This window comes from Acinetobacter sp. SW-226, from assembly GCF_055632855.1.
This window is the reverse complement of record NZ_CM145752.1, coordinates 3,437,449-3,455,985: the sequence shown is the minus strand read 5'-3', so window position 1 is coordinate 3,455,985 and position 18,537 is coordinate 3,437,449. Positions and strand designations below refer to the sequence as shown.

Below are 18,537 nucleotides of genomic sequence, written 5' to 3'. Positions count from 1 at the left end.
GGTGACTGTTGGGGGGAGATAAATGGACATCCTAATTTGTGATGATGAGCCTTTAGCAATTGAACGTTTATCTCGATTGGTGAGTCAGCTTGGACATCAGGTGGTGGCAACCGCATCGCATGGTCAACAAGCTATAGAACTCACTCAACAATATGAGCCAGACGTTGTACTTTTGGATATTCAAATGCCAGAAATGGATGGTTTAACCTGTGCGCATTTTTTGCGTCAGCTTGAGCCCATGCCTGCTTTGGTGTTTTGTACAGCTTACGATGAACATGCGCTTGACGCATTTAAGTCACATGCTGAAGGCTATTTATTAAAACCAGTGATGCAACAGGAATTGCAACAGGTGCTTGGTCACCTCACTAAATTAACCCAAGCTCAAATGAGCGAGATAAAACAAAAAGAAAATATGGACGAATTTAATGTAAAGCGACATCAAATCGCAGCGAAAACCTATCGTGGTGTGGAGTTGGTTCCTGTTGAAAATATTTATTATTTTTTAGCGGATCAAAAATACGTCACTGTCCGTCATAGAAATGGCAGTGTTTTAATTGATGAAACCTTAAAAGACTTAGAACATGAGTTTGGGGATGCCTTTATTCGCATCCACCGCAATGCTTTGGTTTCAGTTCACTTTTTAGAAGGGTTAGAGGTGGTTAACTCTGGACAGTATCAAGTGCGTTGCCGTGAGCTAGATGAACGTTTGGCAGTCAGCCGACGGCATTTGCCAGGATTGCGTGAGCGCTTACATAAGCTCTAACTTAAAGCCATCGGTAATGCTGCAAGAAATGAGACTCAGTGCTTTAGGCTGAATACATTTCCAATGGGGGAAATTCAGTTTAAGATAGTTTCATTCTTATTGGCACATACTAAAATTTATGAAAACCCTAAAGATCGCTACTCGACAAAGCCCACTTGCTCTTTGGCAGGCTGAACATATTCGTGCTCGTTTAGAAGCATTGCATGAGGGGCTCACCGTAGAGTTGGTAACTTTTGTTACTCAAGGGGACAAAATTTTAGATACGCCATTGGCAAAAATTGGTGGCAAAGGTTTATTTGTCAAAGAGCTTGAAGCAGCGTTATTGGATGGTCGTGCTGATTTGGCAGTGCATTCGATGAAAGATGTTCCAATGGCTTTGCCTGAAGGCTTATCACTGGCGGTCATCTGTGAGCGTGAGGACCCTTTAGATGCCTTTGTGTCGAATAGTTATGCGAGTTTTGAGGCATTGCCAGAAGGGGCAAAGGTTGGTACTTCGAGTTTGCGCCGTAAATGCCAAATCTTAAAACAACGACCAGACCTAGACATTATCGACTTACGCGGCAATGTGGGAACACGTTTATCTAAACTGGATGCGGGTCAGTATGATGCCATTATTTTGGCCAGTGCAGGATTAAAACGTTTGGGTTTGGCAGAACGTATCCGCCATACCATTCAACCAGAGTTGAGTTTACCTGCTGTGGGTCAGGGGGCTTTAGGGCTAGAGTGTCGTGGCAATGATCAAGTAGTCTTGGACCTGATTCATCCCTTACTACATCTAGAAACAGATACTTGTGTACGTGCTGAACGCGCTTTCAATGCTTATCTTGAAGGTGGCTGTCAGGTACCGATTGCAGGCTATGCCACTTTAGCAGATAACCGCATTCAGCTTGAAGGCCGCGTGGGCAGTGTCGATGGGCAAACCTTACTGAAAGCACAAGTGGCAGGTGATGCTACTGAAGCAGAGCATTTAGGGGTTGTACTGGCGCAAGAGCTATTGGCACAAGGCGCTGGTGACTTGCTCAAAGCTTTTTATCATTAATATTAGTTACGATGCTGTTTATTAATACGCGTCCAGTCGATCGGGCGAAAAGCCTGACTCAAGTGCTAGAGCAACAGGCGGTTGAGGTCTATTCTCTGCCTTTATTGGAACTCATTCCAAGGCTATGGGATACAGACTTGGCACATTTGTATGATCAGTTGCCTCAGGTACAGGTTGTGGTCGTGGTTAGTCCAAGTGCTGTACAGTTTGGTATGGATCAATTGGTGCGCAGTGGGTTAGCTCTGTCTGACTTAAAGCATCTTCAGTGGATTGCTGTTGGACAAAAGACTGCACAAGCTTTAGCTGAGTTTGGTTTAGATAGTGTTGTGCCTGAGGTGGAAAGCTCAGAAGGGATGTTACAATTACCCGTTTTGCAGAACTTGGCTGGTGATGCGAGCATTGCATTTTGGCGTGGCGAGGGTGGGCGTCAGTTTATGATGGACACCTTAATGCAACACGGGCGTTTTATACTGAACTTTGTGCTATATGAACGCCGTTGTCCTCATCAAACTTTGCAGCAACAGGCTGAATTGGTTCAATGTTTATCAGAACATAATGATTATGTTGCGCTGATCAGTAGTGAGGCTAGTTGGCTGAATTGGTTAGCTCTACTAGACACAAACATTCAACTTTTGCAAAAAGGACACTTTTTGGTATTAGGTGAACGTTTGGCTCACATCTTGAAACAGTCTCAACAGCAAATGTATGTACAGTTTAAAGTGAGTGTACTGAAAGACTTAAAGACAGCCACGATTGTACAGTTGTTATGCAGTGGGCAAGGGAACGCATGAAGAAGATTCTTATAGTGGTGTTAATGGCTACGTTGGCGTGGGTTGCGAAGCTGAGTTATGACGTGTGGGGGCTGAGTACACAGCAAACTGCTTTGTTGAGTGAGATGCACCAAATCGAGCAGCGCAGTGCTAATTTGAACGATCAAGTTGTCGCCATGCAACGTCAGAAAGAAACTTTGAAGCAGAGTCCTGCAGTAGCGAATGCGACGAGTAGTCAGCTCACTGAAGAAGTGGTTGAGGGTATTGATCCAATTTTGTTTATCAAACAACAACTGGACTTGGTGGAGTTTGCCTTAAAGCAACAGCAGTATGTGGTGGCCACCGATAAATTGGCCTTTTTAGATATGCAACTGGAAAAATATAATTTGGCTGTGGCGTTGAAGCAAAGTCTGCATCAGGTCATCGCGCGAGATATGCAAACCATTCAGAAATTTGTGGCTGAGCGCAATGAACAGCAAGCACAAATTAACCGTCAACTGCAACAGATTGATCTGGCTTTAAATCGTGAAATACAGCAACCACAGTTAAGCACCGTACGTGATTCGTCTGAACCCTTTTGGAAACAATGGTTTAAGCTTGAACCTGCTCAAGCACCCGCAACAGCGTTAATGCAACGCCAGATTATTTTGAAAGAGGCCCAATTGCGTTTGTTATTGGCCCGTCAAGCCTTAATTTCAGGACAATACACCGAATACCAAAAAGATTTGACTGAGGTTATGTTGCTCATTCAGCAGCTACCAGATCCTAAAGCTAAGGAACTGCTAAAACAATTGAATAAATTAAAGACTTTGATGGTCGTGCCCACCCCGATTTTAGGCACACGTGCGTTGCTGGGGTAATGAGATGAAACAAATACTGATTGCTTATGGCTTGGTGAGTTTAATTGCGATTGCTGTACTGAGTGTTTTGAGTTACGGACATGGTGCAGGCTATGTCTATGTATTTTGGCATGACTGGCAATTGCAAACCAATCTTTGGGTGATGTTTCTTGCATTAGCCGTACTGAGTCTTGGTTTGCACCTATGTTGGCTCGGGCTGAAACGTTATCTTAGTCGGGAAAAACGTAAAGCAGAAACGGTTTTTGATTTTAAAAATTTACATCCTTACGAGCAATTGGCTGTGATCTGGTTGTTAGATGCAGGTCGAGATCAGCAGGCCTTTATTCAAAATGCGTTTGCTCAGTCGGGCTTGCTCAAAAGTATTATTGATGCGCGCTTATACTTGATGAAGGCGCAGTTTCCAGAAGCACTCAGTGCACTAAGTCAAAGCAATGCCATGGCTTTTGAACTGGCTGAACTTCAGCGTATTGAACTCTTTTTAGCGAAAGAGGATGCGGAACAAGCACTCACTCATCTTGAGTTTCTTAATCAACATGAACTTTCACCATGGCTAAAGGATGTACAAACGGCTTATGAATCCTGTTTAAAAGAGTTGTGGGGGCGTTTCGCGGTTCAGTTTCCATGGCTGTATTTGCGTTCAACCCAATATGGTCATTTGGATCAGGATGTGAAGAAAGCATGGTTGAAACGTTTGTTGATTAAATTTGATCAAGCCAGCTATGACAATTTAGAAGATTTAAAACAGCGCTATTTAGATCTATCGGATCAGATTTTTACCCGCAGTTATGATATTCAACTTTTATGGCTTAAATTATTAGCGCGCATGCCTGATTTGAGTGCACAACATGAAATTCTGTCGATTCATTTGCTCAATCAACAGTTTAATGCAGAAGTATTTTATTTGTGGTTTCAACAGCAACTTTTGAAACAGCTACCTGATTATGTCGATTTACAACAGCATATCGAAGCATGGGAAGCGAAGTATATGAGTGTGCCTGTTTTGAGTTTTGCAAAATGGCATATTTATACTGCTTTAGGGAACAAAGACCAAGCCGATGAGTTATTAAATTTATATCCAGATAATGTATTAATGAACTATTTAAGAATCAAGTCGACCTTAAACGGGGATGAGGATTTAATTAAACAGTTAAATTTAATTTTTGAAAATAATGCAAATTTTGTCGAAATGAAAATATAGGTGGATAATGCGGAGCCTGTTAGATTACCCATTGATTTATACCCAACAGGTGGCTTGGGGAGATATGGATGCCTTTGGTCATGTTAATAACGTCATGTATTACCGTTATGTGGAAAGTGCTCGTTTGGCCTATATTGAGCGGACAGGTATTTTATCTTCGGACATACTGACTGTGGTCGCATCAAATCAGTGCAAGTATTTAAAACCTGTATTTTATCCAGATCAATTAAGCATCGGTGCACGGATTGAAGAACTTAGAAATAGTGCATTTCGTATGCATTATTTACTCTGGAGCGAGCAACAACAATCTATCGTTGCAGAAGCGGAAGCGGTTATTGTTTGTGTCGATAAGGTGAATATGCAGAAAACATTAATCCCTGAACTGACGCGTCATAAACTCAAAGAATTCGAGTTAACCATCGGACATAAAATATAAATGTCTTTTTATTTATTTTAAAAGTCGCTAGACTATATAAATACTGTCTAAGTATTGTTGTTTAAGTCATGGATGAGTTGAGTCTTTGGTCTAATCAAAATATTATTAAATAGGCTCAGTAAATAAAATGTTGGTTAATGGAGTTAATGTATGCCAGATATTAGTAATTTATCCGTAGAAGAGTTAAAGCGTCTACAAATCGAAGCGGAAGCTTTAATTGCATCTAAAAAAGATCAAGCAGTTGAAGATGCATATACCCAAATTATTGCAATTGCAGAAAATGTAGGTTTAAGCATCGAACAAATTTTAGAGTTTGGTGCAACGAAGCGTAAGAAAGGCACGCGTAAGTCTGTCGAGCCACGTTACCGTAACAAAAGCAATGCTGCTGAAACATGGACAGGTCGTGGTAAGCAACCACGCTGGTTAGTGGCTCAGTTGGAAAAAGGTGCGAAGCTAGAAGATTTCCTAATCTAAGTCATCGCCTTGTCACAGATGTGACATACACTGCGAAAACCAAGCATTATATGCTTGGTTTTTTTTGTAGTTAACGTTTGGTGTTGTTGTAAAATTATGCATAATGTCTATCAAAGAAAGACAAAAAATGAAGCAAGGAAGAATAATTGAAAGTTCGTGGTGGGAGAATCACAAAACCTAAATACGTCACGTGGTGGATGTTTACAGTTGTAGTATTTTTAATCTTCGTTTTGCTGCAAATACCGGCAGCATGGCTCATTGCAAAATTTTATAAAAACAATCAGATTTTGCAGAATGTCAGCGGTAATCTTTGGCATGGACAGGCCGATTGGCAAACTGGAAAATTACGTGGAACCGTTGTTTGGACAACCCGACCTTTAGATTTACTGTTACTGCGTGCAGGCGCCAATGTTGAGATTTATAGTGCCAATACCAAACTGGATGGTGTGTTGGCCTATGGTTTCGGGAAAAAAGTCATCGTGCGGGATTTGAACGGACAAATTGCTCCAGAAACTTTAAAGTCGATCGCCAATTGGCAATGGCCTAGCAATGCAATCCAGTTGCAAGAAATTGATTTTAATTATAAAAAAGAGCAAGGTTTTAGTCAGGTAGGTGGTGGCATGCAGTGGGCTGGAGGGGAATTGATGTATATCTTTGCGCAACGTCCACAGCAAATGCAAATTCCATCGTTGGCAGGAAAGTTATCGCAAGATCAAAATAAACTCATGATTAATTTGCAGGATCAACGTCAACAAAAACTCATGAATTTAACGGTTGATCCAGACTTGATGCTGGATGTGCAATTAACCCAACGTTTAATGTTAAATGTGCCATCTTATCAAGGTAAAGCAGGTCTAGATAGTTATGTGGTGAGTTCGCGTCAGCCTCTGCTGAATGGGGGCTTTTAATGGGTTTTGATCTACAGAAATTACCAGAGCTGAACCTTAAACAGTTTGAGCGCCTAGCACCACTGTGTTTAATGCTTTTGATCTTAGCACTATGCTGGAAGTTGGCTGGCTTATTTTGGCTCTGGGTAGCGCCACCACAAGTTATGCAAATGCCACGTGTTGAATTGGGTTCACAGCAACCCCAAGTCCCGAATATTACCAATTTTGCGTTATTTGCAGAGCAAAGTAAGAATCCTGCAGATGATCAGCTCAATCTACAGCTACAAGGTGTGGTGGTTGGGCAACCTAGTCAGTTTTCATCTGCTGTGATTAAGTCAAATAATGTAGCAGATCGTTATCGGGTGGGGGAAAGCATAGAAGGCAGTTCATATTATTTGGCTGAGGTCTATTGGGACCGCGCGATTCTCAAAAATAACAGTGGGCAAACCCGAGAATTGTTGTTCCAAGGAATTGATAATCTAGATCAGCAAATTGTGGCTCCGACGACTGCACCTGTTGCAGTTCCTCCTGTGAGTCAAGAGCAGCAAGCATTAGGCCAAGCAGTACAGGGCTTACAACAAGAGCGCGAGCAATATTTAAAGGATTTGGGTGTCGGTACCAACAATAATACTGGCCAAGGTTATCAAGTGACGGAACAAACCCCTGCTGCACTACGTAGTCGTTTAGGCTTGCAGGCGGGAGATCAGATTATGTCTTTAAACGGTCAAGCGATCGGACAGGGGCAAAATGATGCGCAGTTATTGGAGCGTGCGCGTCGTGAAGGACAAGTAAAAATAGAAGTGAAACGTGGTGATCGTATCATTACGGTACAACAAAATTTTCAGTGATCAAGCATCACCAGTATCAGTTAGGAATGATTTGGATTTATGGCTTTATTGAATCACCGCTCAGCATGGGCACTAACAATTGCAGCACCTTTGCTTGCCACGGTGAGCACAGCCAGTTATGCGCAAACATGGAAAATTAATCTACGCGATGCAGATTTAACCGCATTTATTAATGAAGTTGCAGATATCACTGGGAAAAATTTTGCGGTGGATCCAAGGGTTCGTGGCAATGTTACGGTCATTTCAAACAAAGCACTTAACAAAGAAGAAGTTTATGATTTGTTCTTAGGGGTGCTGAATGTGAATGGTGTAGTGGCAATCCCATCTGGAAGAACCATTAAAATTGTGCCTGATAGCAATGTAAAAAGCTCAGGCATTCCCTATGACGCACGTCACCGCGCCACAGGTGATCAGATTGTGACGCGGGTGATTTGGCTGGAAAATACCAATGCCAATGATTTAATTCCAGCATTACGCCCGCTGATGCCACAATTTGCACATTTATCGGCAGTGAATGGAACCAATGCACTGATTGTTTCCGATCGTGCTAGCAATATTTATCAGCTTGAAACCATTATCCGTAATTTGGATGGTACGGGACAAAATGACATTGAAGCGGTGTCGTTACAGTCGAGTCAAGCTGAAGAGATGATCGGGTTGCTGGAGAGTATGAGCGGCACAGGTTCCATCAAGGACTTAAAAGGCTCAAGAATACGTATTATTGCAGATAACCGCACCAATCGGATTATTTTAAAAGGGGATACCGCTACACGTAAACGTATTCGCCAAATGATCGAGATGCTCGATGTGCCTGCTGCGGAACGTCTGGGTGGCTTGAAGGTTTTTCGTTTAAAATATGCCAGCGCCAAAAACTTATCTGAGATTTTACAAGGCTTAGTTTCGGGACAAGCAGTCAATAGTAACGAGTCTGCTGATAATAGTGGCAACACTAATGCGGCCTTTAGTCAAAATAATAACAGTGAGGGTTCGTCTTCACAGATTTCTACACCCAGTATTAACTTAAATAGCCAGTCTAATCGCAATCAAAACAACATCACCAGTTTTAATAGTAATGGAGTGAGTATTATTGCTGATAGCTCACAAAATGCGTTGGTTGTTAAAGCCGATCCACAGCTCATGCGTGAAATTGAGTCTGCTATTCAGCAATTGGATACTCGTCGTCAGCAGGTCCTGATTGAGGCAACTATTCTTGAAGTGGAAGGGAATGATGCAGATCAACTGGGCGTACAATGGGCGATGGGTGATTTAAGCAGTGGTGTGGGAATTATTAACTTTGACAATATTGGTTCAAGTTTACAAAGTATTGCGGCGGGTTATTTAGCCAGTGGTGGTGCAGGGGCAGCCAGTGCAATTGGAGCTGGTGCTTCACTCATTTTGGGTGATTACAAAGAAGGCAGTGATGGTTCTCGCCAGTTATATGGTGCCATGATTCAGGCTTTAAAGAGTAAAACCAAGTCGAATCTGCTTTCCACACCGTCTATTGTGACTATGGATAATGAAGAAGCCTATATCGTTGTGGGGGAGAATGTACCGTTTGTGACGGGTTCGGTTTCTACCACATCTTCAGGCACAGCCAATCCCTATACAACGATTGAACGTAAAGATGTGGGTGTAACGCTTAAGGTGGTGCCACATATTGGGGAAGGCGGAACGATCCGTTTAGAGATTGAACAAGAAGTCTCAGATGTCAAAACCAATAAGGGTGAAGCGCAAGATTTGGTTACCAGTAAGCGTGCGATCAAGACTTCAGTCTTGGCAGAACATGGTAATACCATTGTTCTAGGTGGTTTGATTTCTGATAATACAGCCTATTCACGCCAGTCAATTCCTGGTCTAGGTGCAATTCCTGGTTTGGGGCGCTTATTTCGTTCAGATGGTAAGACGGATCAGAAACGCAATTTGTTGGTTTTCATTCATCCAACGATTGTTGGTGATGCTGAGTCAGCACGTCGCCTTTCCCAACAGCGCTATAGTCAGTTATACAGTTTGCAGTTGGCTATGGATAAAGATGGTAGTTTTTCAAAATTACCAGAAAATGTCGATGATGTCTTCCAACAACGTTTGCCTGTTAGCTCAACGAAACCAAGCTTGCCACAATCTTATCAGCGTGTACCGAGCAGCCCGACAGCAACTCAACCTAAGGTAGAAACAACACCTGTTGCGATTGAACCTGTGATTCAAAAACAACCCGTTGCTAAAGTGCCTCAGAAGACCCCGTCAAGTCAGTTGCCACAAGTGCAGCAACCTGAGTCTGTATGGAAGAATTTAAGTGTTGATCGGATGCAAGGTGCCATGCTTGGGCAGATGACACAAAAGTCGGTCTCGACAACTTACTTTAAAATCTGAGGATTTACAGTCGAATACAGCATAGATGATTTTACTTCATCTGCATAAAAGGCAAAATGGTAAAGAATATTCACTGTGTTATGATAAATCAGCACATAGAGAGATAAGTCATGACTTGGAAAATACAAGCAATTTCTGGTGAGTTAACTGGTCAAGAAATTAATATTGATCGTGATATGTTGGTGGGTCGTCATCAGACGGCAGATATATTATTACAACAATCTGAAATTTCGCGTAAGCACGCAGCCTTTTTACTGAAAGAGCAAGCACTCTGGTTACAAGATCTCGGTTCGTCAAATGGCACGTTTGTCAATGATGTGCAAATTGCTGTGGAGACCTTGTTAAAGCAGGGTGATATTGTCCAGTTTGCCAGCTTAAAGTTTTCAGTACTTGAGCCTGCAAAGCCACTTGAGCAGGTGGTTGAGTCAGTAGATGATGCGACGTTGGGTGCGGCTGTGGTAGAAGAGACGATTGCCCAGCCATCGGAAGCTGTTGCTACTTCGGAAACAGCACAAGCAGAACCTGAGCAACCCAAAACAGTAGCACAGCAAATGAATGATCAGGGAATGCCAGAGCTGAAAGAGCGTGATGCTAATGTGAGCCTAACACGTGATGGTATGCCACAAAATGTTGGTATTCCTAAACCTGCGCCTATTCCTGAAGGTGTAGATGTTACTGCTTCAAATGAGTCCCCAGCTGAGGTTAGTGAAGTTTCAATACCCGTTGCTCAAGCGGCTGAGACGCAAAAGAATGCCTCTGTTGGGCTGATCTCGATCATTGTCTTGATTATTTTAGCCATTATTGCGTGGCTGATGTTCAAATAAGATTCAGATCACACTACAATCAAGGCATGCAACAGCATGCCTTGATTGTTTTTGGGCAGCACATGATAAAAATGGGTGAGGGTGAATGAATATTGCTAACTTGGCGCAACGAGAAGTTTTACTTTTTGATTTAGACGGAACCTTGGTGGATTCTGCAACAGATTTACATCGTGCCATGAACATGAGTCTCAACGCCATGCAACTACCAACCGTGACGGAAGAACAGGTGCGGATCTGGATAGGAAAAGGAACGGCACTGTTTTGTCAAAGTACCTTGCAGCATTTGACTGGTGAAGTTGATCCAGCCCAGCAACAACAATTATTGGATACGTTTTTAAAGATTTATAATGCTGACCCATGTGTGGAAACGCTACCTTTTGATGGCATTGTGCCATTTTTGGAATGGGGCTTGGCGCAAAAGAAAACCATGATTTGTGTGACCAATAAGCCTGAACAACCTGCACGCGCCATTGTCGATCATTTGGGGATGAGTCATTATTTTGCTGATGTCATCGGTGGAGATCGTTTTGAAGAGCGCAAACCTCATCCGCGTCAGTTGTTACACTGTGTTGAACAATATGCGCAAAACAAAGACCAGGTCTTAATGATTGGGGACTCATCCAATGACGTTGAGGCTGCACGCCGTGCGGGTATTGATTGTGTTGTGGTCAGCTATGGCTATAATCATGGTGAAAATATTTTAGACTGTCAGCCACAACAAGTGGTGGATAATCTGTGTGAGCTGATTGGGTAACTTTGTAAACGAAGGAATGAACATGAGTAAACATATGGCTTTTCGATGGCGAAACTCAACCTGCTAATTTTAAAAACTGATATCGCCATATTGAAAAAATAGAGAAACACTCATGACAACACAAGCTCAATTCAATCAACTCAAAAACTCAGGTTATAACCTAATTCCTGTCTATCGTCAGCGTTTAGCTGATACCGAGACGCCATTATCTGTTTTTGCTCGCCTAAAAGAGCATAAGCAAGCCTATTTGTTTGAATCCGTGGAGGGTGGTGAAAACTGGGCGCGCTACTCGATTATTGGTTTAGGTGAATCGACAGTTTTCTCGTGCAACGCAGGTGAGCTCACCATTCAACAAGCCGATGGAGCGATAGAAAAGCAGCCTTGCGTAGATCCTTTTCAATATATTCGTGATTTTCAAGCTCAATATAAAGTTCCAACCCAAGCAGATTTACCTGCTTTACCAAGCTTTACAGGGGGCTTGGTGGGTTACTTTGGTTATGATGCAGTACGTTATATTGAACCACGTTTAAATAACGTGCCAGAAGCGGATCCTGTAGGCTTACCAGATATTTGGATGATGCTGTCTAAAACAGTAATTGTGTTTGATAATTTAAAAGATACTTTATTCCTGATCGTGCATGCTGATGTCAATAATGCGGAGGCTTATCAGCAAGCACAGCAGCAACTAGATGTTCTAGAGGATTTGTTGGCAACGCCAATTAGTCTTAAAGCGACTCCACATACTGCACCACATTTTGAGTCACTCACTGGAAAACAGAAATTCTTAGAATCCATTGAGACGGTGAAAGAGTATATTCGTGCGGGTGATGTGATGCAGGTCGTACCAGGGCATCGCATGGTTTCTGACTTTGATGGAGAACCTCTGCAAGTATATCGCGCACTACGTCATTTGAATCCATCGCCTTACTTGTTCTTGGTGCAAGGGCAAACTTTGGAAAATAATCAGCCTTTTCATATTGTCGGCTCGTCCCCTGAAATTTTATCGCGTCTTGAAAATGGCATTGCAACGGTACGTCCGCTGGCAGGAACACGCCCACGTGGTAAAACCAAAGAAGAAGACTTAGCTCTTGAGCAAGACTTATTATCGGATGAAAAAGAGATTGCAGAACATTTGATGTTGATTGACTTGGGGCGAAATGATGTCGGTCGCGTCTCAAAAATTGGAAAAGTGCAAGTGACAGATCAAATGGTGATCGAACGTTATTCACATGTCATGCATATTGTGTCCAATGTTCAAGGCGAAGTCCGTGATGATGTGGATGCATTGGATGTTTTTAAAGCAACTTTCCCTGCAGGCACTCTTTCAGGTGCACCTAAAATTCGAGCAATGGAAATTATTGACCAAGTTGAGCCCGTAAAACGTGGAATTTTTGGTGGTGCTGTTGGTTATTTGGGCTGGCATGGTGAAATGGACATGTCGATTGCGATTCGTACCTGCGTGATTCGTGAAAATAAGGTCTATGTACAAGCAGGAGCAGGGCTTGTTTATGACTCAAATCCTGAATCTGAGTGGAATGAAACCCAAATAAAAGCTCGCGCAGTGATCAAAGCGGTTGAATTATCATCAAACGGATTGATTTTGTGAGTTTTTGACGTTTTTTTTGAAAAAAACACTTGCAAGGATTTTGAGTTTTGCTAAACTGCACACCGTTCCGATACGAAACGTGCGAAACACTAAGAAACGCCGGCATAGCTCAGTTGGTAGAGCAACTGACTTGTAATCAGTAGGTCCACAGTTCGAATCCGTGTGCCGGCACCATCTTAGAGAGTTGAGTAAGTTAAGTAAAGAGCGACACTGAAGTAAGTGTAAAATGGTGAGGTTCCCGAGCGGTCAAAGGGGGCGGACTGTAACTCCGCTACGAAAGTTTCGAAGGTTCGAATCCTTCCCTCACCACCAATTTTAAGACTTCAAAAAGTGGTCTTTGTACCAACATCGTGCGGGAGTAGCTCAGTTGGTAGAGCGGTAGCCTTCCAAGCTACATGTCGCGAGTTCGACCCTCGTCTCCCGCTCCATTTGAAGTTTTATATTTGCTCTTATAGCTCAGTGGTAGAGCACTCCCTTGGTAAGGGAGAGGTCTCGAGTTCAAATCTCGATAAGAGCTCCAGATTACAGTTTAGTAGATTATCTACAAGTTTTAAGAAAGCAGGCTTATTAGTCTGCTTTTCAAGTATTTGGTGTCTGATTTTTTTAGGCGATGTGTCGATACTGAGTTGTTTATACCTGTGTTCGACGTAAACGAGGAAGATGAACATGGCTAAGGCTAAGTTTGAACGTAATAAGCCACACGTTAACGTGGGCACAATCGGTCACGTTGACCATGGTAAAACAACTTTAACAGCTGCAATTGCAACTGTATGTGCGAAGAAATTCGGTGGTGAAGCGAAAGACTACGCTGCAATTGACTCTGCACCAGAAGAAAAAGCACGTGGTATTACAATTAATACTTCACACGTAGAATACGATTCACCAACTCGTCACTACGCACACGTAGACTGCCCGGGCCACGCCGATTATGTTAAAAACATGATTACTGGTGCTGCTCAGATGGACGGCGCGATCCTTGTATGTGCTGCGACTGATGGTCCAATGCCACAGACTCGTGAACACATCCTTCTTTCTCGTCAGGTTGGTGTACCTTACATTCTTGTATTCCTTAACAAGTGTGACCTTGTTGATGATGAAGAACTTCTTGAATTAGTAGAAATGGAAGTTCGTGAACTTCTTTCTACTTATGACTTCCCAGGTGATGACACTCCAGTTATCCGTGGTTCAGCGCTTCTTGCACTTAATGGTGACGCTGGTCAGTATGGCGAAGAAGCAGTTGTTGCGCTTGTTGATGCGCTTGACACTTACATTCCAGAGCCAGTACGTGCAATCGACCAAGCATTCTTAATGCCAATCGAAGACGTATTCTCAATTTCTGGTCGTGGTACAGTAGTAACTGGTCGTGTAGAAACTGGTATTGTGAAAGTAGGCGAATCAGTTGAAATCGTTGGTATCCGTGATACACAAGTAACAACAGTTACTGGCGTAGAAATGTTCCGTAAACTTCTAGACGAAGGCCGTGCGGGCGAGAACTGTGGTGTTCTTCTACGTGGTACTAAGCGTGAAGACGTACAACGTGGTCAAGTACTTGCTAAACCAGGTACAATCAAGCCGCACACTAAATTCGATGCAGAAGTATACGTACTTTCTAAAGAAGAAGGTGGTCGTCACACTCCATTCCTTAACGGTTACCGTCCACAGTTCTACTTCCGTACAACTGACGTAACTGGCGCGATCAAACTACAAGATGGCGTAGAAATGGTAATGCCTGGTGACAACGTAGAAATGTCAGTAGAATTAATCCACCCAATCGCAATGGACCCAGGTCTACGTTTTGCGATCCGTGAAGGTGGTCGTACAGTTGGTGCTGGTGTAGTTGCTAAAGTAACTGCATAATCATAAAATAAAAATGCAAATTGGGGTTTAGGCTCCAATTTGTTTTGCAGGCTAGTAGTTCAATTGGTAGAGCGTCGGTCTCCAAAACCGAATGTTGGGGGTTCGAGTCCCTCCTGGCCTGCCAACTTTTTTATAAAAGATCTTGATGTCGGCAAAACTGGTCATATAATAAGTCGCGAAACCTACGACGAGTACAAAAATGTCGAATGAAAAATTACGTGACGCACAAAGCGACGCGGCAATCCCTCAAAGAAATAATTCTGCTGAAGTAGTTAAATCGGGTTCTCCTTTAGACGTGGTCTTATGGATTATTGCATTGATTTTATTAATTGGTGCAACCATGGTGAATCAACATCTACCAGCATATTGGGCACCAGCCAACGATATCTGGGTGCGCGTTGGGGTAATTTTGGCTTGTATCATCGTGGCATTCGGTTTATTATACGCCACCCATCAAGGCAAAGGCTTTGCTCGTTTGTTGAAAGACTCGCGAATTGAGCTACGTCGAGTGACTTGGCCAACAAAGCAAGAAACCGTGACCACATCTTGGCAGGTGCTTGCAGTAGTTGTTGTTGCATCCATTTTATTATGGTGTTTTGACTACATTTTAGGCTGGTTAATGAAGTTTATTATCGGGTAAGAGAGCTATGAAACGTTGGTACATTATTCATGCCTATTCAGGTTATGAAAAACAAGTGATGCGTTCACTTAATGATCGAATCCAGCGTAGCGCTGTAGCCGATAGCTTTGGTGAAGTCCTTGTTCCTACCGAAGAAGTGGTAGAAATGAAGGACGGTAAGAAGCGTAAATCTGAACGTAAGTTCTTTCCAGGCTATGTATTGGTCGAAATGGAAATGAATGATGAAACTTGGCACATTGTTAAAGAATGTCCAAAAGTTTTAGGTTTTATTGGGGGTACGGCTGAGAAACCTGCACCAATTACCCAACGTGAAGCAGATGCGATTCTTGCTCGTGTACGCAATACTGGTGAAGCACCACGTCCGAAGACGATGTTTGAACCAGGCGAAGAATTACTCGTAATTGACGGTCCATTCACAGACTTTAAAGGTGTGGTGGAAGAGGTTCTATACGAAAAGTCACGTTTAACGTTGACTATTAATGTATTTAATCGACCAACTCAGGTTGAACTGGAATTTCGCCAAGTCGAAAAATCAGTTTAATAGATGTTGTTTGAAAACGCCTGACTTATTTATAGGTCGGGCATTGTTGTTGTAACGATATCGTTACTTATAAATTGGGGAGCCTTCACCGGCGTTTGTACCCAGAGGTAATTTGAAATGGCTAAGAAGATTGACGGCTATATCAAGCTGCAAGTTCCAGCTGGTAAAGCGAATCCATCTCCACCGATTGGTCCTGCACTAGGTCAACGTGGTGTTAACATCATGGCATTCTGTAAAGAATTCAATGCTGCAACACAAAAAGTTGAAGTTGGTTTACCAATTCCTGTTGTGATCACTGTGTACAACGACAAGTCGTTCACATTCATCATGAAAACTCCTCCTGCATCTATTCTTCTTAAGAAAGCTGCGGGCATTCAAAAGGGTTCATCTGTACCAAACAAAACTAAAGTTGGTAAGTTGACTCGTGCTCAATTAGAAGAAATCGCGACTACTAAGGAACCAGATTTGACTGGTGCTGATTTAGACGCACGTGTTCGTACCATCGCTGGTTCTGCACGTTCTATGGGCTTGGAAGTGGAGCTATAAGACATGGCAAAGTTAACTAAACGTCAAAAAGCCATTGCTGCTGCTATTGAAGCAAACAAAGTTTACACTTTAGAAGAAGCAGTTGCTGTTCTTGCTGGTCTTCCTGCTGCGAAATTCAAAGAATCTTTGGATGTTGCGGTAAACCTAGGTGTTGACCCTCGTAAATCTGACCAAGTTGTTCGTGGTGCAACTACACTTCCTGCAGGTACTGGTAAAACTGTACGTGTAGCTGTGTTTGCTCAAGGCGCTGCTGCTGAAGCTGCTAAAGCTGAAGGCGCGGACATTGTTGGTTTTGATGACCTTGCTGAAAGCATCCAAGCAGGTAACCTTGACTTCGACGTTGTGATTGCTGCTCCTGATGCAATGCGCGTTGTAGGTAAATTAGGTACGATTCTTGGTCCACGTGGCTTAATGCCAAACCCTAAAGTGGGTACTGTAACTCCTGACGTAGCTACTGCAGTTAAAAATGCAAAAGCTGGTCAAGCACGTTACCGTGTAGACAAAGCAGGTATTATCCATGCTGCGATCGGTCAAGTAGGTTTTACTGCTGAAGCTGTTCGTCAAAACGTTGAAGCGTTAATCGCTGACCTTAAGAAAGCAAAACCTGCAACTTCTAAGGGTGTTTACATCAAAAAGATCACTTTAAGCTCAACTATGGGTCCTGGTCTTACTGTTGATGTACAGAACGTTTCTAACTAAGTTTAACTTAGACAGAATTTTAAAGCCCTGAGTAAAAATCAAAGCGCTGCTTTGATTTTTACGCAAGAAACGCTCTGTCGTATTTTGCAAACTTAGGCAAACTTTGAATTGATAAATGTAAATTTGTCAGCGTCAAAGACCTCAGGCGAGAGTAATTTCGATTACTTTCTTAATCTTCCAGCCTGCGTAGACGCGGTGGTGTGATTTGTTCATCCTCCGCGTGTAAGTTCAGTGATGAACTTGCGAATTGGGAGTGTACTTCGCGTAAGTACATAAATCACCGTTAGGAGGTTTTACAATGGCTCTTCTTATCGAAGGCAAAAAACAGATCGTTGCTGAAGTAACTGAAGTTGCTTCTACTGCGTTTGCTGCTGTTGTTGCTGACTACCAAGGTTTAACTGTTGAGCAATTAACTGCTCTTCGTGTTGAAGCTCGTAAGTTAGGTGTTGCTACACGTGTTGTACGTAATACTTTGGCTAAACGTGCTCTTCAAGATACGCAATTCAATATCTTGAACGACAACCTTGTTGGCCCAACAATTTTAGCTTTCTCAACTTCTGCAGATGATATGGGTGCTGCGGCACGCTTATTCGAAGAATTTGCGAAAACTAATAAAGCATTTGAACTTAAAGCTGCTGCATTTGAAGGCAAACTTTATCAAGGCGAAGAAGTTAGCGTTATCGCGAATCTTCCAAACCAAGAGAAAGCGCTTACTATGCTTGCAAGCGTTCTTCAAGCTCCTATTTCGAAATTGGGTCGCTTACTTACAGCGCTTCAAGAGAAAAACGAGTCAGAAGCTGCATAAGCTCAAACTTAAACACACATCATTCAATACCCATTTGGAGTTACTCTCATGGCTTTAACAAACGAAGAAATCTTAAACGCAGTTGCTGAAAAAACTGTTCTTGAACTTGTTGAACTTATTTCTGCTTTCGAAGAAAAATTCAATGTATCAGCTGCTGCTGTAGCTGTAGCTGCAGGTCCTGCTGCTGCTGCTGCTGAAGAGCAATCAGAATTCAACGTTGAGTTGACTTCTTTCGGCGCGAACAAAGTAGCTGTAATTAAAGCAGTTCGTGAAATCACTGGTCTTGGCTTGAAAGAAGCTAAAGACATGGTTGAAGGTGCTCCTTCAGTTCTTAAAGAAGCTGTTTCTAAAGAAGAAGCTGAAGAACTTAAGAAGAAACTTGAAGAGACTGGTGCTACTATTACTATTAAGTAATGTTACCAGGGGGAGAATATTATTTTCTCCCCAAAAATTGGCTGATGGCTCTTGGGTCATCAGCCTTTTTGCGTTACAATAATCGGCTCGATTTTTGTTTGCTTGGTGGAAAATCCATCAAATTAAAATAAAGATAAAAATCAAACGCTTACCAATATTTTTCAAATTTAAAAATATTGGTAAGCGTTTCAATACCACTGAAAATTGCA

At 42.5% G+C, this 18,537-nt stretch carries 20 protein-coding genes and 5 tRNA genes; all 25 read left to right on the top strand.

Annotated features, from left to right (window positions below; all coding sequences use genetic code 11):
* The first annotated feature begins 22 nt into the window (after window positions 1–22).
* A complete protein-coding gene (locus ACZ8ZH_RS16395) occupies window positions 23–763 on the top strand; it encodes a LytR/AlgR family response regulator transcription factor (protein WP_086209756.1) in 741 nt (246 codons plus the stop codon).
* 118 nt (window positions 764–881) lie between these two features.
* Window positions 882–1,802 carry a hydroxymethylbilane synthase gene (gene hemC / locus ACZ8ZH_RS16390; RefSeq protein ID WP_119064878.1) on the top strand — a complete coding sequence of 307 codons (921 nt, stop codon included), beginning with the start codon at window positions 882–884 and terminating at the stop codon, window positions 1,800–1,802.
* 11 nt (window positions 1,803–1,813) lie between these two features.
* Entirely contained in the window at window positions 1,814–2,593 is a 780-nt protein-coding gene (locus ACZ8ZH_RS16385; RefSeq protein WP_119064880.1) for a uroporphyrinogen-III synthase, read from the top strand.
* Window positions 2,590–3,432: a hypothetical protein gene (locus ACZ8ZH_RS16380; RefSeq protein WP_086209753.1), complete on the top strand. Its 843-nt coding sequence runs from the start codon at window positions 2,590–2,592 to the stop codon at window positions 3,430–3,432. Before ACZ8ZH_RS16385 ends, ACZ8ZH_RS16380 begins: the two co-directional genes overlap by 4 nt.
* 4 nt (window positions 3,433–3,436) lie before the next feature.
* Complete coding sequence (locus ACZ8ZH_RS16375) at window positions 3,437–4,630, top strand: hypothetical protein (protein WP_086209752.1); 1,194 nt, start codon at window positions 3,437–3,439, stop codon at window positions 4,628–4,630.
* Window positions 4,631–4,637: 7 nt separating this feature from the next.
* Window positions 4,638–5,066: an acyl-CoA thioesterase gene (locus tag ACZ8ZH_RS16370; protein WP_119064882.1), complete on the top strand. Its 429-nt coding sequence runs from the start codon at window positions 4,638–4,640 to the stop codon at window positions 5,064–5,066.
* 150 nt (window positions 5,067–5,216) lie between these two features.
* Entirely contained in the window at window positions 5,217–5,540 is a 324-nt protein-coding gene (locus tag ACZ8ZH_RS16365; protein WP_086209750.1) for an H-NS histone family protein, read from the top strand.
* A gap of 197 nt (window positions 5,541–5,737) precedes the next feature.
* Window positions 5,738–6,448 carry a type II secretion system protein N gene (gene gspN, locus ACZ8ZH_RS16360; protein ID WP_119064884.1) on the top strand — a complete coding sequence of 237 codons (711 nt, stop codon included), beginning with the start codon at window positions 5,738–5,740 and terminating at the stop codon, window positions 6,446–6,448.
* The gene (locus ACZ8ZH_RS16355) at window positions 6,448–7,275 is read left to right on the top strand and encodes a type II secretion system protein N (protein WP_119064886.1); all 828 of its coding nucleotides are present in this window, start codon (window positions 6,448–6,450) and stop codon (window positions 7,273–7,275) included. Before gspN ends, ACZ8ZH_RS16355 begins: the two co-directional genes overlap by 1 nt.
* A 39-nt stretch (window positions 7,276–7,314) precedes the next feature.
* The gene (gene gspD, locus ACZ8ZH_RS16350; protein WP_119064888.1) at window positions 7,315–9,642 is read left to right on the top strand and encodes a type II secretion system secretin GspD; all 2,328 of its coding nucleotides are present in this window, start codon (window positions 7,315–7,317) and stop codon (window positions 9,640–9,642) included.
* A gap of 110 nt (window positions 9,643–9,752) precedes the next feature.
* The gene (locus ACZ8ZH_RS16345) at window positions 9,753–10,466 is read left to right on the top strand and encodes an FHA domain-containing protein (RefSeq protein ID WP_086209746.1); all 714 of its coding nucleotides are present in this window, start codon (window positions 9,753–9,755) and stop codon (window positions 10,464–10,466) included.
* A gap of 85 nt (window positions 10,467–10,551) precedes the next feature.
* On the top strand, window positions 10,552–11,220 hold the full coding sequence (gph, locus tag ACZ8ZH_RS16340; protein WP_086209745.1) for a phosphoglycolate phosphatase: 669 nt from the start codon (window positions 10,552–10,554) through the stop codon (window positions 11,218–11,220).
* A gap of 112 nt (window positions 11,221–11,332) precedes the next feature.
* On the top strand, window positions 11,333–12,826 hold the full coding sequence (trpE, locus tag ACZ8ZH_RS16335; RefSeq protein ID WP_086209744.1) for an anthranilate synthase component I: 1,494 nt from the start codon (window positions 11,333–11,335) through the stop codon (window positions 12,824–12,826).
* Between the two features lie 98 nt (window positions 12,827–12,924).
* Window positions 12,925–13,000: transfer RNA gene (locus tag ACZ8ZH_RS16330), tRNA-Thr, on the top strand.
* A 54-nt stretch (window positions 13,001–13,054) separates the two neighbouring features.
* Window positions 13,055–13,138, top strand: a tRNA-Tyr gene (locus ACZ8ZH_RS16325).
* 40 nt (window positions 13,139–13,178) lie between these two features.
* Window positions 13,179–13,254: transfer RNA gene (locus tag ACZ8ZH_RS16320), tRNA-Gly, on the top strand.
* A 17-nt stretch (window positions 13,255–13,271) separates the two neighbouring features.
* Window positions 13,272–13,346, top strand: a tRNA-Thr gene (locus ACZ8ZH_RS16315).
* A 146-nt stretch (window positions 13,347–13,492) separates the two neighbouring features.
* Window positions 13,493–14,683, top strand: a complete 1,191-nt coding sequence (gene tuf, locus ACZ8ZH_RS16310; protein WP_004694925.1) for an elongation factor Tu — start codon at window positions 13,493–13,495, stop codon at window positions 14,681–14,683.
* Between the two features lie 48 nt (window positions 14,684–14,731).
* A tRNA-Trp gene (locus ACZ8ZH_RS16305) sits at window positions 14,732–14,807 on the top strand.
* Between the two features lie 75 nt (window positions 14,808–14,882).
* A complete protein-coding gene (gene secE / locus ACZ8ZH_RS16300; protein WP_086209743.1) occupies window positions 14,883–15,323 on the top strand; it encodes a preprotein translocase subunit SecE in 441 nt (146 codons plus the stop codon).
* 7 nt (window positions 15,324–15,330) lie between these two features.
* On the top strand, window positions 15,331–15,864 hold the full coding sequence (nusG, locus tag ACZ8ZH_RS16295) for a transcription termination/antitermination protein NusG (protein WP_004692772.1): 534 nt from the start codon (window positions 15,331–15,333) through the stop codon (window positions 15,862–15,864).
* Window positions 15,865–15,981: 117 nt separating this feature from the next.
* A complete protein-coding gene (gene rplK, locus ACZ8ZH_RS16290; protein ID WP_086209742.1) occupies window positions 15,982–16,410 on the top strand; it encodes a 50S ribosomal protein L11 in 429 nt (142 codons plus the stop codon).
* 3 nt (window positions 16,411–16,413) lie between these two features.
* Window positions 16,414–17,109, top strand: a complete 696-nt coding sequence (rplA, locus tag ACZ8ZH_RS16285) for a 50S ribosomal protein L1 (RefSeq protein ID WP_086209741.1) — start codon at window positions 16,414–16,416, stop codon at window positions 17,107–17,109.
* 298 nt (window positions 17,110–17,407) lie between these two features.
* Window positions 17,408–17,914, top strand: a complete 507-nt coding sequence (gene rplJ, locus ACZ8ZH_RS16280) for a 50S ribosomal protein L10 (RefSeq protein ID WP_086209740.1) — start codon at window positions 17,408–17,410, stop codon at window positions 17,912–17,914.
* 48 nt (window positions 17,915–17,962) lie between these two features.
* Complete coding sequence (rplL, locus tag ACZ8ZH_RS16275; protein ID WP_004692767.1) at window positions 17,963–18,328, top strand: 50S ribosomal protein L7/L12; 366 nt, start codon at window positions 17,963–17,965, stop codon at window positions 18,326–18,328.
* Window positions 18,329–18,537: the final 209 nt, after the last annotated feature.

What these genes read in the sequence shown, in the direction of transcription:
- ACZ8ZH_RS16395 (WP_086209756.1), top strand. Translation starts at nt 23, where the DNA reads ATGGACATCCTAATTTGTGATGATGAGCCTTTAGCAATTGAACGTTTA.
- hemC (WP_119064878.1), top strand. Translation starts at nt 882, where the DNA reads ATGAAAACCCTAAAGATCGCTACTCGACAAAGCCCACTTGCTCTTTGG.
- ACZ8ZH_RS16385 (WP_119064880.1), top strand. Translation starts at nt 1,814, where the DNA reads ATGCTGTTTATTAATACGCGTCCAGTCGATCGGGCGAAAAGCCTGACT.
- ACZ8ZH_RS16380 (WP_086209753.1), top strand. Translation starts at nt 2,590, where the DNA reads ATGAAGAAGATTCTTATAGTGGTGTTAATGGCTACGTTGGCGTGGGTT.
- ACZ8ZH_RS16375 (WP_086209752.1), top strand. Translation starts at nt 3,437, where the DNA reads ATGAAACAAATACTGATTGCTTATGGCTTGGTGAGTTTAATTGCGATT.
- ACZ8ZH_RS16370 (WP_119064882.1), top strand. Translation starts at nt 4,638, where the DNA reads ATGCGGAGCCTGTTAGATTACCCATTGATTTATACCCAACAGGTGGCT.
- ACZ8ZH_RS16365 (WP_086209750.1), top strand. Translation starts at nt 5,217, where the DNA reads ATGCCAGATATTAGTAATTTATCCGTAGAAGAGTTAAAGCGTCTACAA.
- gspN (WP_119064884.1), top strand. Translation starts at nt 5,738, where the DNA reads ATGTTTACAGTTGTAGTATTTTTAATCTTCGTTTTGCTGCAAATACCG.
- ACZ8ZH_RS16355 (WP_119064886.1), top strand. Translation starts at nt 6,448, where the DNA reads ATGGGTTTTGATCTACAGAAATTACCAGAGCTGAACCTTAAACAGTTT.
- gspD (WP_119064888.1), top strand. Translation starts at nt 7,315, where the DNA reads ATGGCTTTATTGAATCACCGCTCAGCATGGGCACTAACAATTGCAGCA.
- ACZ8ZH_RS16345 (WP_086209746.1), top strand. Translation starts at nt 9,753, where the DNA reads ATGACTTGGAAAATACAAGCAATTTCTGGTGAGTTAACTGGTCAAGAA.
- gph (WP_086209745.1), top strand. Translation starts at nt 10,552, where the DNA reads ATGAATATTGCTAACTTGGCGCAACGAGAAGTTTTACTTTTTGATTTA.
- trpE (WP_086209744.1), top strand. Translation starts at nt 11,333, where the DNA reads ATGACAACACAAGCTCAATTCAATCAACTCAAAAACTCAGGTTATAAC.
- tuf (WP_004694925.1), top strand. Translation starts at nt 13,493, where the DNA reads ATGGCTAAGGCTAAGTTTGAACGTAATAAGCCACACGTTAACGTGGGC.
- secE (WP_086209743.1), top strand. Translation starts at nt 14,883, where the DNA reads ATGTCGAATGAAAAATTACGTGACGCACAAAGCGACGCGGCAATCCCT.
- nusG (WP_004692772.1), top strand. Translation starts at nt 15,331, where the DNA reads ATGAAACGTTGGTACATTATTCATGCCTATTCAGGTTATGAAAAACAA.
- rplK (WP_086209742.1), top strand. Translation starts at nt 15,982, where the DNA reads ATGGCTAAGAAGATTGACGGCTATATCAAGCTGCAAGTTCCAGCTGGT.
- rplA (WP_086209741.1), top strand. Translation starts at nt 16,414, where the DNA reads ATGGCAAAGTTAACTAAACGTCAAAAAGCCATTGCTGCTGCTATTGAA.
- rplJ (WP_086209740.1), top strand. Translation starts at nt 17,408, where the DNA reads ATGGCTCTTCTTATCGAAGGCAAAAAACAGATCGTTGCTGAAGTAACT.
- rplL (WP_004692767.1), top strand. Translation starts at nt 17,963, where the DNA reads ATGGCTTTAACAAACGAAGAAATCTTAAACGCAGTTGCTGAAAAAACT.